The 14977-nt window shown below is 43.4% G+C and carries 10 protein-coding genes; all 10 read left to right on the top strand.

The window, feature by feature from the left end; all coding sequences use genetic code 11:
- The 10 genes from ACSNJE_RS01260 (at position 1) to ACSNJE_RS01305 (ending at position 14960) form a co-directional block, all read left to right on the top strand.
- On the top strand, positions 1–2592 hold the full coding sequence (locus ACSNJE_RS01260; protein WP_495251780.1) for a glycosyltransferase: 2592 nt from the start codon (positions 1–3) through the stop codon (positions 2590–2592).
- A complete protein-coding gene (locus tag ACSNJE_RS01265) occupies positions 2589–4895 on the top strand; it encodes a glycosyltransferase family 117 protein (RefSeq protein ID WP_495251781.1) in 2307 nt (768 codons plus the stop codon). Before ACSNJE_RS01260 ends, ACSNJE_RS01265 begins: the two co-directional genes overlap by 4 nt.
- Positions 4896–5094: 199 nt before the next feature.
- Positions 5095–5952, top strand: a complete 858-nt coding sequence (gene rfbD / locus ACSNJE_RS01270) for a dTDP-4-dehydrorhamnose reductase (protein WP_495251782.1) — start codon at positions 5095–5097, stop codon at positions 5950–5952.
- Complete coding sequence (locus ACSNJE_RS01275) at positions 5949–6719, top strand: sugar phosphate nucleotidyltransferase (protein ID WP_495251783.1); 771 nt, start codon at positions 5949–5951, stop codon at positions 6717–6719. Before rfbD ends, ACSNJE_RS01275 begins: the two co-directional genes overlap by 4 nt.
- A 12-nt stretch (positions 6720–6731) precedes the next feature.
- On the top strand, positions 6732–7193 hold the full coding sequence (locus ACSNJE_RS01280) for a polysaccharide biosynthesis C-terminal domain-containing protein (protein ID WP_495251784.1): 462 nt from the start codon (positions 6732–6734) through the stop codon (positions 7191–7193).
- A gap of 156 nt (positions 7194–7349) precedes the next feature.
- A complete protein-coding gene (locus ACSNJE_RS01285; RefSeq protein WP_495251785.1) occupies positions 7350–10388 on the top strand; it encodes an S-layer homology domain-containing protein in 3039 nt (1012 codons plus the stop codon).
- Positions 10389–10471: 83 nt separating this feature from the next.
- Complete coding sequence (locus ACSNJE_RS01290; RefSeq protein WP_495251786.1) at positions 10472–11641, top strand: metallophosphoesterase; 1170 nt, start codon at positions 10472–10474, stop codon at positions 11639–11641.
- 77 nt (positions 11642–11718) lie between these two features.
- Entirely contained in the window at positions 11719–11913 is a 195-nt protein-coding gene (locus ACSNJE_RS01295) for a hypothetical protein (protein WP_495251787.1), read from the top strand.
- 154 nt (positions 11914–12067) lie between these two features.
- Positions 12068–14182, top strand: coding sequence for an O-antigen ligase family protein (locus tag ACSNJE_RS01300; protein WP_495251788.1), 2115 nt, complete (start codon positions 12068–12070; stop codon positions 14180–14182).
- Positions 14183–14198: 16 nt separating this feature from the next.
- Positions 14199–14960: a nucleotidyltransferase family protein gene (locus ACSNJE_RS01305; RefSeq protein WP_495251789.1), complete on the top strand. Its 762-nt coding sequence runs from the start codon at positions 14199–14201 to the stop codon at positions 14958–14960.
- Positions 14961–14977 lie beyond the last annotated feature (17 nt).

Here is a 14977-nt window from a genome sequence, read left to right on the forward strand (position 1 = left end):
ATGGATCATACTACGGCTGTTTTCACAATTGTTTCTAATAATTATATCCATTTTGCCAGGGCTTTATTAAAGTCCGTTAGAAGATTTCATCCAGAATGGAAACAGTACGTACTAATTGTGGACGAACCAAAAGGTAAGTTTGACTCGTCAAAAGAACCGTTTAGAGTAAAATTTGTGGGTGAACTCGAGTTACCAAATAAAAAACAATTTTTGTTTCGTTATAACATTTTAGAGCTTAACACTGCTGTAAAGCCCTGGATGTTCGAATGGTTGTTCAAGGAAGGAGGATATAACAAAGTTATTTATTTAGACCCTGATATTTTTGTTTATGATAGACTGACCGAGGTAGAGTCAGCTTTAAATCAGGGAAAACTTATGGTCCTAACTCCTCATCTCACCGGTTTTTTAGATGACGATAAAAAACCTAGTGAATTAGATATTTTAGTTTCAGGGACTTATAACCTTGGTTTCTTGGGTGTATCTAAACATAGTGAAACTTACACTTTTCTGAAATGGTGGCAAAACAAGCTGGAATTTGACTGTGTTGTGGAGATTTCAAGGGGATTATTTGTTGATCAAAAATGGATGGATTTAGCTCCAGGGGTTTTCAATGATGTATTAATTCTCCGTCATCCCGGTTACAACGTTGCGTATTGGAACTTAAAGCACCGTTTAGTTGAAAAAAGAGATGGTAGTATTTATGTTAATGGTGAAAGATTAGTCTTTTTTCATTTTAGCGGCTTGACTCCAACTGCTAATCAAAATTTATCTAAGCACCAAAATAGGTTCAGTTTAAGTGATGTAAATGAAACGGTACGGGAATTGGTAGTTGACTATTCTAACGAGGTTATTAAACAGGGTTACGAAGAGTGCAAGAATTGGGAATATGCATTTTCTAAGTTTAGTGATGGAATCGTAATTAACGATTTTGCAAGAATTGCCTATAGAAAAAGTCCTGTTCTTCAGTACAAATGTGGGGATGATCCGTTTACGAAATCGCACCTTTTCTTAACGAATCAAGCTCAACCAGAGGATAAGCATCTTCCGCTCATTACTGACCTTATGGTCCAGCTTTGGTTACATAGAAAGGATTTGCAGGAAGTTTTCCCGGATATTTGGCAAAAAAACAGAACTGCGTTTTGTCAGTGGTTCATTGACAGTGCGGAAAGGGAATATGGATTTTCCAAAGATTATATACAGCCAGTTATAGAATCGCTAGTTAACCATGCAAAAAGTTCAGAAGGCATAGAACAAGATAAAGCGAGTTTAAAATTTGAAAAAGTACCCTCGGACATTAAGATTTGTGTTCTCAGAAAAATTTATCTTATAGCTGCTAAACTGAAACCGGTGATTATAAATCTGGTACCTCCATCTAAAAGAGATAAACTTCGGAATGTCAGGGACAAGCTAATGAAGATGGCGTATCCTCCTGTTGTAACCGAACGGGATAGGTCAAGAAACGTTGCTTTAGATGGCATGAGAGAAAAAGGAATAAACTTAATTGGCTATGCCTATGCAGAGACGGGAGTAGGAGAATCTTGTCGGGTTGCTGCAAAAGCAATAGATACAACTGAAATTCCATTTGGAATAATAAACTTCACCGTTGGGAATCCAGCCAGAATGGAGGATAAATCGTGGCAGCATAAGGAGATAGAAAGCCCAATTTACGGGACTAATATTTTTCATATAAATGCTGATCAGATGCCGATTGCTTACGAATATTTAGGTCAAGATGTATTTAAGGGCCGTTACAATATAGGTTTTTGGGCATGGGAGCTTCCAGATTTTCCCGATGAGTGGGATAACAGCTTTAATCTAGTTGACGAAGTATGGGTGCCGTCTAATTTTGTGCTGGATTCAATTTCAAGAAAGTCTCCTGTACCAGTGGTAAGAATCCCGCATGCAATCGAAATTAATCCATTACCGAAGGTAGAACGTTCCAAGTTCAAACTCCCCGAAGACCAGTTTCTTTTCTTGTCAATGTACGATACACAGAGTTACCAACAAAGAAAGAACCCCCAAGCGGCAATTGAAGCCTTTAAAATTGCTTTTGGCAACAACTTAGATAAACGAGTGGGCCTTGTTATAAAAGTTAACAACGCTCAAAAATCTCCAGCAGAATTAGACAGGCTAAAACTACTTATTAAAGGTTACAACAATATATACTTAATAGATGACGTTTTAAGTCGCGGTGATATTAATGCATTGATTAATTCAGTAGATTGCTTTATTTCTTTACACCGTTCGGAAGGTTTTGGTCTGGTTTTAGCCGAAGCCATGTATTTGGGTAAACCGGTGATAGGGACCAATTGGTCCGGGAATACAGATTTTATGAATAACATGAATTCTTGTGTGGTCGATTATGAACTAATTAAAGTTGGAAAGGACCAAGGGCCTTATAAGGCATATCAATTATGGGCAGACCCAGATATTGAACATGCATCTTATTTTATGCGTAAATTGGTTTCTGATTCAAAATGGTGTCAAATGATAGCAGCAAAAGGACAAGAAACAATTCGGTCAAATTTTTCACCAATAGTTGTAGGCAAGATGATTAAACAACGTTTGACGAAGTTGGGGTTATTTGAATGATAGAACAAGTAAAAAATTGTTTAAAAACATCTTTATTTTGGAGTATTTTACCTTCTTTAATATTATTAGGTTTATACATAGTTACTTTGTTGCCGGGTGTTGGTTACTCAGGTGACACGGCGAAATTTCAATTTGTTGGAAGGGTTTTGGGAACTCCACATGCAACAGGCTACCCTACATATATCATAATAAATCATTTTTTTACTAAATTTTTCCCTTTTGGAAGTTTGGCTTATAAAGCCAACTTATTGTCAGCCGTTTTTACTGGTATTTGTTCTTTTTTTCTCTTCAGAACACTTAAGCTTTTGAGTTTAAAAAATTACTCAGCTTTTATAACATGCTTGACTTTTGGATGTACGTTTACACTATGGTCACAATCGGTTGTAGCAGAAGTTTACACCCTTAATATTTTATTTGTGTCCATAGTTATTTATTATTTTATCAAATGGAATAAAACTGGAAATGATAATGATTTCCTTTTAGCTTGTGCTTTTTATGCTTTTTCTTTCGGGAATCATTTAACAATGATTACTTTTTTACCGGCAATAATTTATTTTGTATGGGTTACAAACAATAGAGTCTTTACTGATTTTAAAAAAGTAACTTTTGTTGTAATCTTTATTATTTTAGGCGCTTTTCAATATTCATATGTTTTTTGGAGGTATTATTCATCCGGTAGCAGTTTTTTGGAAATGCAGACACCTGATTTGAAAACATTTTGGTGGTATGTAACAGGAGCTCAATTTAAACAACAAATGTTTTCATTTAGCCTTAATCAATTTTTTCAAGACAGAATTCCGATGTTTCTCAATTTTTTAATAAGAGAATACTTTGTTTTTACGTTAGTAGCATTATATGGATTTCTTAAGTTTAACAATAAGCCAATTAATTTATTTTTATTATTATCCCTTCTGGGGAACTTATTTTATGCTTTAAATTACGATATTCCTGATATATTTGTTTATTTTATTCCTTCTTATTTCGTTGTAGCGATATATCTGGGAAAAGGACTAGACTTAGTTGAAAGGAAATTATCTAAACAACTCGTATTATATGCGATTACGGTTTTTAGTATAATTCCCTTGACTTTGTTGGTATTTAATTACGATAGTGTGAATCAACACAAAAATATTGAGGATTCTCAAAAAGTAAAAAACATTTTATTAGCAGTGAAAAATAATGCTGTTATAATGTCTCCGAGCTACGATTATTCTGAATATTTTTGGTATTATTTGATTGGAGAAGGTCTGCAGCGTAATAATATTTATTGCGTAAATCATTTTTCTCGCGACGCTATTAAAGATTATTTAATCAAAAAAAAACCTTTTTTTATTGGTGAACAAAGGAAAAATGTACCTATTGGGTTATCGGTTTATGTTGTTAGTCCAGACCACAAAAGTATCCTGGAAAGAGAAGGATACAAATTGTATAAATTATCAGATAACCTTTATAAAGTTATAATGACAGATACTGGTGTCGACTTGGGTGAACCAAATGATGATCAGTATTTTAATGTATCAGGATTCTATTGGCGTGAAAACGCGGGTGGCATTAGTTATAGATGGACAAATGGAAATGCTGAAATTGTATTTCCAGTAAAAAATCGAGACGTTGACCACATATTAACGATTAGCACTTATAGCAATGTGGAATTCGTAAAAGAGGTGGAAATTTTTGCGAATGATGTCTTGGTTGATAAGCTCCGGATATCTAAGGATTTTCAGGATTATCAAGTTAGAATAAAAAAAGATATTTTATTAGATTCGACAAAACATAAGTTAAAGCTAGCTTTTCGAAGCAAAACGTTTAATCCCCAAAAAATTAATGTTAATAATGATCGGCGTGATTTAGGTATAGCCCTAAATTGGATATTATTGGAACCACAAATGCTACAGGTCAATTTTGGTGATCCTGATGATGAAATAAAGTTAAAGTTATCTGGTTTTTATTGGCGTGAAAATGCTGGCGGTGTAAGTTATCGGTGGACTAACGGGAATGGAGATATATTAGTTCCTGTAAAAATACCGAAAAACGAGATTATTTTGCAATATAGAACTTTCAGCAACGTTGAAATTGTGCCAGAAGTAGAAATACTCGTAAATGACAAATTAATTAAAAGACAAAAAATATCTCAAAATTTTGATACATATACAGTTACTATTACCCCCAAAATGTTAAGTGGGTCAAAAGAACCCTTATTTAAGGTGACAATGAGAAGTAAAACGTTTAACCCGAAAAAACTAGGTATAAATGGAGATAACCGTGATTTAGGTATTGCTTTGGATTGGATATTAATTAAATAAAACATATTATACATTAGTCAAATTATTAAAGATTAAGTAGCTGCGAGAACATATATTAGAGTGTACTGATGAAATCTTCAAAAGCTGTTAGCGTAAATAAAACAACAAAAAATGTGGAGCTTTTTTAAAACATTTTTAAGATGCCCGATAGGAGTTTTGTTTTTGAAGAATAATAAGAGCTATGAAAAGAGGTGACATTTTGCACATCCTCATCACCGGCTCCAACGGCATGCTCGGCCATGCCCTTACAACCGTATTATCACAACAGCATAAACTCACCGGCCTGGACCTGCCCGACCTGGACATCACCAATTTATCCGCAGTCAAATCTGCCGTTTCTTTTCACCAGCCCGACCTAATTATCAACGCTGCTGCCTACACCGACGTTGACGGCTGCGAGACCAATGTAGACCATGCTTTTGCCGTTAATGCTTTGGGACCGCGCAATTTGGCTGTGGTTTGTAACGAATTAAATATACCTCTGGTCCACATCAGCACAGATTATATTTTTGACGGTATGGCGACTACTCCTTATAAAGAATGGGACAAGCCTAACCCGCAAAGCATTTACGGCAAGTCAAAATTGTTAGGCGAACAATACGTCTGCCACTTATGCCCCAGACACTACATAATCCGCACCTCCTGGCTCTTTGGGGAAAACGGGAAAAACTTTGTTGCCACTGTGCTCCGGTTGGCAAAGGAACGGGATGAACTTGGAGTGGTTAACGACCAGACGGGTTCTCCTACATATACAAAAGATTTAGCAAAAGCCATATCAGAATTAATACAGCAACCTGCTTACGGAACCTACCATATCACCAACAGCGGGGCCTGTTCCTGGTACGAATTTGCCAGGGAAATTTTTAGGCAGGCAGGAATTGACAAAGTTCGAGTCAAACCAATAACTACAGAAGAAATTAACCGACCCGCACCACGTCCCAGATATTCAGTTTTAGACAACTATCTTTGGCGGTTGCAGGGGATGCGGCCCCTCCGCCATTACAAGGATGCTCTGGGCGATTATCTTAAATCACTCACCGAGGAGGAGAACCAATGAAAGGTATAGTTCTTGCAGGAGGGACAGGCTCTAGGCTCTTTCCGCTGACAAAGGTCACCAATAAGCACTTGCTGCCCGTAGGGCGGTATCCTATGATTTACCACCCCATTTTTAAACTTAAAAATGCCGGTATCAGAGAGGTTTTAATTGTTACCGGTAAGGAGCATATGGGCGATGTTGTTAACCTGTTAGGCAGCGGCCGTGACTTTGAAATGGAGTTTACCTACAGAGTGCAGGACCAGGCCGGCGGCATTGCACAAGCTTTGGGGTTGGCGGAACAGTTTGTAGGCAGGGAAAACTGTGTGGTCATTCTGGGTGACAACATTTTTCAGGATGAAATAAAAAAGTATGTGGCCGATTTCGCCGTGCAGGGTGGCGGAGCCAAAATACTGATTAAGGAAGTGCCTGACCCTCAACGTTACGGAGTGGCTGAGTTAAAGGACGGCAAGATTGTGTCTATTGAAGAAAAGCCCCAGAAGCCCAAGAGCAATTATTGTGTTACCGGGATATATATGTATGACTGCCAGGTGTTTAATATCATTAAAACACTAAAACCTTCCGGCCGTGGTGAATTGGAAATTACAGATGTTAATAACGCTTATATAGCTCAAAATAAACTTACTTATGGCATTTTGGACGGGTGGTGGACCGATGCCGGTACTTTTGAATCACTTCTAAGGGCCAATGAATTAGCTAATGGGATCGACTTTACAAACAAAGAGAACGACAGTAAAAACGACAGCAAATTTGAAAAAATGGTAGGGTAGGAGGTTTTTGGTTTGGATTTAATCGATGGTGTAAAAATAAAAAGGCTCCGGGTAATTCCTGACGAACGGGGCCGGTTGATGGAGATGCTGCGCTGCGATGATGAGTTGTTTATTAAGTTTGGACAGGCATACATAACTACTGCCTACCCGGGGGTTGTGAAGGGTTGGCACTACCATAAAAAGCAGACTGACAACTTTGTTGTTGTCAAAGGGATGATGAAGGTAGTGCTCTACGACAGCCGGGAAGAGTCACCGACAAAAGGGGTAATCAACGAGTTTTTTATGGGCATCCATAACCCCATCCTTCTGCAGATACCTCCTTACGTATTCCACGGGTTTAAATGCATTGGTGAGGAAGAGGCTATGGTAATTAATTTTCCAACGGAACCCTATAATTACAGTGAACCCGATGAATTCCGGGTGCATCCCCATGACAATGATATTCCCTATGACTGGGCCAGGAAAGACGGGTAAGCACGACAGTCAAGACCTTCGATGGGACTCCCATTAAAGGTCTTTTTTCATCTATTCAAAAAATCAGTTTGCTTTTCTTTTTCCGCCAGATATAATAAAAATAGGTGCTTGCCAATAAATGCATGGATTACCTTCATTAACCAGGGAGGGGTTTTATTGAACAAAGGGTTAAAAAATACGGTTTTATTTTTATTCATCTTTTTAATGCTGGTGTCTTTTTCCGGCGCGGCTCAGGCAGACGTGCCCGCAGCCCCGACTGGCCTGCAGGCCGTTTCCGTGACTGACGGGAGCAGGGTAATGTTAACCTGGGCTGCTACCGGAGCGGGTAATAGTTTTAACATTTACCGCAGTCTGGACAATATATCTTTTGTTAAAGTCAACAGGACACCGGTCACGGGAACAAGTTATGAAGACTCTGGTCTTACTCCTGCGACGACCTATTACTACTATCTCACTGCAGTTAACTCACAAATGGAGGAGTCCGCTCCCAGTGAGCATGTGGCGGTAACCACGCTGGCTGTCGATAATATACCTCCTACGACTCCAACGGGGTTAACAGGGTCAGCGGTTTCCTATCAACAGGTTACTGTTTCGTGGCATAGTTCGACAGATGTTTCCGGTATTAAGCATTATGAGCTTTGGTATCGCCAGGGGAATACCGGGTCTTTCAGTAAAATTATTGTTACCGGTACTTCCTATACCCACACCGGCCTTCAGCCGGGCGCCACTTATCAATATTATGTAGTCGCTGTCGATAACTACAACAATGCATCATCGGCCGGTACAACGATTACTCTGCAAACCCTTCCGGACAATGTAAAACCGGCAGCCCCGGCATCCATATCTGCCACTGCTGACAGCAGCGTGCAGGTCAGTTTGACCTGGAGCGCCGGGACAGATAACGTTGGCGTGGCCGGGTATAATATATACCGAAAGACAGGGTCATCAGGTTTTATAAAAATAAACAGTTCGGTGGTTAGTGCTACCAATTATTACGATACCGGTCTAACTCCCGGGACCACCTACACATATCAGGTGGCTACCGTGGATACAGCCGGGAATGAATCGGCTGGCCGCGCCGAAGTAAGCCGTACCACACTGCCCGACAACCAGGCACCCAGTGTCCCGGGTTCAGTTTCTGCCCAGGTTTTAAGTGCAACCCAGATCAAACTGTCCTGGAATGCGTCAACGGATAATGTTCGCGTTGCCGAGTACATTATTTATAGGAGTACTGATAATCGCACCTTTGCCAGAGTTGGCTCCAGCACAACTACTTATTATACCAATACTGGCTTAAGTCCCAATACTACTTATTACTACAAAGTATCTGCCAAAGATTCAACGGGCAACGAATCGGCCCAATCGGCCGTTGTTTCAGCCAAAACTACCGTCGATACCCAAAAACCGGTTAGCCCCAGGATTTGGGCCAATGCTGTCAGCACAACCAAGGTGAAAGTAACCTGGTCCGGGGCCTCCGATAATGTAGGCATTACCGGTTATGATTTGTACAGGGCCGTGGGAAGTGGCAGTTATGTTAAAGTTGCCGCTCCATCGTCATCTCCCTATTATGATACAGATGTATCTTCAGGGAAAACTTATAAATATTACCTGCGGGCCAGGGATGCTGCCGGCAATTACTCGGACAACAGCAATATTGTGACTGTAACCACCAACGGAGACACCACCGACCCCTCGGAACCCAAAAGTCTGTCTTACACGTTGCCCAGGGAAACAGAAGTCAGGCTGTCCTGGGAAGCTGCCACAGACAACCGGGGAATAGCCGGCTATAATATATACCGGGCCGAAGATTCGGGGGACTATTACTGTATAGCTTCGACCGCCAGCCTCAGTTATTATGACAGGAGCGTTGCCGCCGGTAAAACCTATAAATACTATGTTACCGCTTATGATTCAGCAGGTAATGAATCGGACGCCAGTAATTACGTAAACGTTTATACGTCTCTGGTCAGTGAAGAGGTCGAGAAAACAATTGATAAGGGCGACAGTGGTTATTTAGAGATTTCATCTCTGGCCCGCCTGGATATACCTGCAGATACCCTGGCCAGGGATACAACCTTCAGGATGCAGACGCGCAATTTTGGCAGTTATACCAATACCGGTTACCACACTATTGGCCAGCCGGTAGAAATAACGGCCAAAGCCGGTTCGTCCAATGTAACGGCTTTTGACAGGGATTTAACGATTACTTTCTATTATACCTCTGACCAGCTTGGCGACATGGACCCGAATACCCTGAACATTTATTATTGGGATACCGCGAACCGGGTTTGGGCCCCTTTGGAATCAACGGTATATTCCTCCTCGAAAAAAGTAACGGCCAGGACAGACCATTTGACGGTTTTCGCGCTGCTGGCCGATGACAGCGAGCCTGAAATACCTACATTAAACAATATTGCCACTGCTGTTAAAAGGAATGTAACCCTTACCGGAAAAGCCGAGAAATATGCAGCAGTGGAAGTGAGGCTAAACGGAGAAACCTTTAAAACACAGGCCGGCGGAACAGGGGCTTTTAGTTTGGATGTTTACCTTAAAGTAGGAGCAAACACTGTGGAATTAAGGGCCAAGGATGCTGCCGGCAATATGAGTGACTGGTCTGATGAATACAAAATTAACTGCAATCCCACTCTTGTCTTAAATGACATAGCCGGGCACTGGGCGGAACGGAATATTCAAAAAGTCCTGGATTTGGGCATAACCAGCGGTTATTCCGATGGCACCTTCCGTCCTGACCGTACCATTACCAGGGCCGAGTTCTGCAAATTTGTCATTGCCGCTATGGGCCTGTCCCCGGTGCAAAACCCTGAGCTTACATTCAGCGACCGCAGAAAAATCCCTGACTGGGCAAGAGGCTACATTGCCAGGGCGGTAAACGAAGGGATTATTTCCGGTTACGACGACAATACTTTCCGGGCCGACCGGGAAATATCCCGCCAGGAAATGGCTTCTATGCTCATCAGGGCATTGAAATTACAGGCCGAAGCAAAGGCCAGGCAAAACTACAGCCTGAACTTCCAGGACGCCGGACAGATTCAGTCCTGGGCAAAGGGGGCAGTGGTTTTGGCTGTCGAAAAGGGGCTGATCAGCGGTTATGCCGATAACTCTTTCGGCCCGGCCCGCAAAGCTACCAGAGCCGAAGCCATCACGATGATAGTTAAATTTATGAATATCAGATGACTTGCAGAGGTTAAGAAGTATCCGGCAGGAGGAAGAGCGCCAGAGACTTGAGAGAAAACACAGCAAAAAACTGGGAGGAAAAAATGAACAGAAACCTGATATTTGCGGCAGTATTTACGCTCATTCTGGTAATCTACGGCCTGATGAACTACTATATAGGGTTAAGGGGCTGGCAGGCGGTAGGCAGGACCGTTCCCTGGCTGAACGTGCGGGTGTACTGGGCACTGCTGTGGCTGGCTGCCTACCTGTACATAATCGCGCGCTTTCTCAGAAATATGGTTCCGCTTGCCGCCGAGCGCTGGCTGGTTTATATCGGCGCGTACTGGCTGGCCGCCTTTTATTACTTGTTTTTAATCGTACTTCTGCTTGACCTGCTCCGTTTGCTGGACAGGTGGCTCAAGTTTATACCGGGGCCGGTGAAGGCCAGTCCCGCCCTGCTGGGTTGGGGAGTGCTAGCGCTGGTGGCCGGCCTGTTGGCTTACGGCACCTGGAATGCCCGCAATCCCGTGGTTACTCACTATGATATCAATATAAACAAAAGGGCAGGGCAAATGGAGGAGCTTCATATTGTCATGGCCTCAGACCTCCACCTGGGGTTAATAATGAATAACCGAAGACTGGAGCGTTTTGTTTCTATGGCCAGGGAGCTGAACCCCGATTTGGTGCTGTTGCCCGGGGATATAGTGGATGAAAGTGTGCGTCCCTTCATTGAGGAAAAAATGGCCAAGACCTTCAGGAAATTGAACCCGCCGCTGGGAATATATGCTGTGCCCGGCAATCACGAGCATTTTGGCGAAGACAGTAATGAAACCTTTCGCTATCTGAATGAGGCGGGCATACAGGTTCTGGTAGACCGTTATGTAAAGGTCAATGACAGTTTTTACCTTATCGGCCGTGACGATGCCGGGCACGGCCGCGGGCCCCGCAAGGCGCTGGCGGAGGTGTTGAAAGGTGTGGACAAATCCCTCCCGCTGATCATGCTGGACCATAACCCCAGCCGCCCGAGCCTTAAGGAAGCGGCAGAACAGGGGATTGACCTGCAGTTGTCCGGCCATACCCATAAAGGCCAGTTTATTTTTAACAATCTGATTACCGGACGGATATACGAAAAAGATTGGGGTTACCTCCGCAAAGGGTCCTATCAGTTGATTGTTTCCAACGGTTTTGGCACCTGGGGCCCACCTATCAGAATAGGCAGCCGGCCGGAGATAGTTGATATAGTCATCAGGTTTTCTCCAACGAAGAATTTTTGAGGCCTCCTGAGGGAGGCTTATTTCTAGGCCTCTGTACCGCAAAAAAGGAAATACCGCTATGGAGGTAAAACAATGAGTTGCGACTTGGTGGAGGGCGGCAAGCCTGTGTTAACGACAGTGAGAGCTTGAAATCGCTGTTTCCGGCACGGACGCCGGAAACCCGGCCATTGAGCCACGGACGGCGATTTGGCCGGGTTCAGCGATTTCAACTGAACGGAGTTTATACTGTCTCCGCCCGTAACCTCGGAGCAATGGTTGTTTTACCTCCATAGCGGTTAGCGGACTTCCTGGCAAGGTTTTGCAGCACAAAGCTCCCTGGTTTACAATTAGGCATCCTTTTATTTTATTGCAGGAATTTGGCGCAATTAGGCGAAATATAACAAAAAAACGTTTTATTGTAAAAAGCACTAATCGGAGGAATATCAAATGGCCAAAAAAAAGGCAAAAAGTTTAAATGGTTTTGGTAGCGATCGTCTTTTTCCCTTTGTTTTATTGTTGCCCCTGCTTTTTTTACCGCCCTTTTTCAGAGGACTTTTTTTTGACAGTGAATCCTTTGTTGCCTATATGTACGCTGCTGCAGTTCTGATGGTATATGTACTGTACAGAAAGGATAATTTTAAATTATCCTTTAACCTGATGTCAGCAACCTTCATCGGTTTTGTGTTGGCATGGTTTATTTCTATGCTTGTTCAGTTCGTTCCCTCTATGCCGGTATACGATTTGCGGGAAGCTGTGGGCGATGCCCTGCGAAACCTGAATTACCTAATTATTTTTCTTCTTTTGGCTGCCCTGGCGGAAAATCTGCAGAAAATGCGCCTGGCCTTATGGACCTTTTTTGTTGCCGGTATCGGAGTAGCCCTGACCGGTTTGGGGACAGCCTATGGAACCTTTGATTTTAACGGCGCTTTTGTTGATGGCCTGATTAATTCAACGCTGCAATACCATAATGCGGCAGCCATATATCTGATGGCTTGCGGGATTATTGGCCTCTACCTGGCTGCGGTTTCCGAAAACCTCTGGCTCAGGTATGCTGTTTCGGCAGGTAATTTCCTTGTTTTGCTTACAGCCTTTGGGGCCGGTTCCCGGGGGGCCATGTTGATGGGTCCGATAGCCTTTGCTTTATTCTTTATCGGTGTGCCCGGCCTGCGGATAAAAACTCTCATATCTTTGCTTGCCGCAGCCATTCCTTTTGCCTTGTTATCGTCCCGCCTGCTTGATTTCAACAACCTATCCCTGCCCTGGTTATTCCTGTTTATCGGGATGTTTTTGACGTCAGCTATACATTTGGGATTGGATAAAGCCGTTGGTCGATTGTCGCTTAATATTGACAGAAAAAAAGTATGGACGGCAGTGACTGTTGTGTTTCTGGCGCTGGGCGCTGTTTTGTTCATTTTCAGTGAGCAAATCATGCCCCAGGGGATCTCCGACCGGCTGCATAATTTTAATCTCCAGCAAAACAGTGTTCAGGAACGCTTTACATTCTATAAAGACGCCATGAAAATCATCAAGGACCATCCCCTTCTGGGAACGGGCGGCGGAGGGTGGAATGCTGTGTACAGGCAGTACCAGAGCTACCTCTACCATTCTACGGAGGTGCACAACCACCCGCTGCAGGTTTGGGTGGAGGCGGGAACAATAGGCTTTGTTTTCTTTATATTGCTATGGTTGGCCGGAGTCGTTACCATAATACAAATTTACAGGTCAGCCTTGCCGACAGAGTATAAAGCCCTGGCATGGACTGCTTTCTGCGCCGCTATTGCGTTGGGGCTGCACAGCCTGATTGATTTCTCCCTGTCTGAAGGCGCTGTTTCCATCCTCTTATGGGGCCAGTTTGGTTTGATCAGAGCCGTGCAGAAGCGTCTCGATAGGCAACCTAAAGCAATAGTGAATTATAGGCCGGTAGCCCGTAAAGTATTGGGTGGCGTCGTGGCGGTAGCTTTCTTTGTCGCCAGTTTGCTGCTTTTTATTGGTGACAGATATTGGATAAAAGCGACCGAAGCCTTGCGTTACGGCAATGTCACAGATGGAAGAGCAGCCCTGGAACAGGCGGTGAAATTTGATCCCCTTAATGCCAGGCTGCGGGTGCAATTGGCCCAGGTTTACAGTTACGAAGCAGCCCAGAATAAAAACTATTACCTGAACGGAGCGGCCTTAAGAGAGGCTGAGGAGGCTATCAAATGGAATCCTACCAATGCCGAAAATTATTGGGCTGCCGCGCAGGCCGCTGCCGGCACGGGCCAGGTGGCGGAAATGGTCCGGTATGCGGAAAAGGCGGTAGAGCTGGCGCCTCTGGTCCAGGCAAATTATGAGCAACTGGCGCTGATATACCTTAATGCAGGAAAGATGTACATTAACCTGAAGCATCCGGATAAAGCCAGGGAGTATTTGCAAAAGGTCGAAACCCTTTCGCTGCGGATGGAAGATATCATGGCCACTAAAAATGACATAGAAAAAAGATTCTGGAAAGGGCCGCTTTTGGGGCCTTCCGACAGGTTTAACCAGATAAAGACGGAAGCTGACCAGCTTCTAAATAAGCTATAACTAAGGGGATTAAGGAATGAAAGCGATGATTATGGCGGCGGGGGTCGGTTCGCGGCTGGACCCGCTCACCCGCACGTTGCCCAAACCTATGGTACCCATTCAGGATAAACCTTTGATGGAGCATATCATAAACCTGTTACGGCACTATGGGATTCGGGACATCATAGCCAATTTGCATTACCTGCCCGGCGTTATAAAATCATATTTTGGTGACGGGTCTGATTTTGGCGTGAAGTTGCTTTACTCTGAAGAGCAGAATCTTATGGGCACTGCCGGCGGAGTAAAAAACAATGAATGGTTTCTGGATGAAACTTTTGTGGTCATAAGCGGTGATGCTTTGACTGATATTGATTTGGCTGATTTTGCCCGTTATCACAGGCAAAAGAAGGCCCTTGCCACTATTGCGCTGAAAAGGGTTGCAGAGGTGGAACGATTTGGTGTGGTAGTTACCGGCGAGGCGGGCAAAATAGCGGCATTTCAGGAAAAGCCCAGGAAAGAAGAAGCTCTCAGCAACCTGGTTAATACAGGCATATATATATTTCAACCCGAGATATTTAAATACATACCGGAGCATCAGGTTTACGATTTCGGCAAGCAGTTGTTTCCCCTGCTGGTTAAGGAGGGGTTACCCTTCTACGGTTACCCCATGGATGGGTACTGGCGGGATATTGGGACCCTGGAGAGCTACAGGCAGGCCAGGGAGGATGCTGCCTGCGGAAAAGTCAAACTTGGCGCGGCATTGACTAAACCCCGGTGTCAGCATTCCATATATTATTAAATATTGTTTGGAAACCG

This window comes from Thermincola sp. GK-1, assembly GCF_059412445.1.

Coding starts and splice junctions, on each gene's coding strand:
- ACSNJE_RS01305 (WP_495251789.1), top strand. CDS start 14,199: ATGAAAGCGATGATTATGGCGGCGGGGGTCGGTTCGCGGCTGGACCCG.
- ACSNJE_RS01265 (WP_495251781.1), top strand. CDS start 2,589: ATGATAGAACAAGTAAAAAATTGTTTAAAAACATCTTTATTTTGGAGT.
- ACSNJE_RS01260 (WP_495251780.1), top strand. CDS start 1: ATGGATCATACTACGGCTGTTTTCACAATTGTTTCTAATAATTATATC.
- ACSNJE_RS01290 (WP_495251786.1), top strand. CDS start 10,472: ATGAACAGAAACCTGATATTTGCGGCAGTATTTACGCTCATTCTGGTA.
- ACSNJE_RS01275 (WP_495251783.1), top strand. CDS start 5,949: ATGAAAGGTATAGTTCTTGCAGGAGGGACAGGCTCTAGGCTCTTTCCG.
- ACSNJE_RS01300 (WP_495251788.1), top strand. CDS start 12,068: ATGGCCAAAAAAAAGGCAAAAAGTTTAAATGGTTTTGGTAGCGATCGT.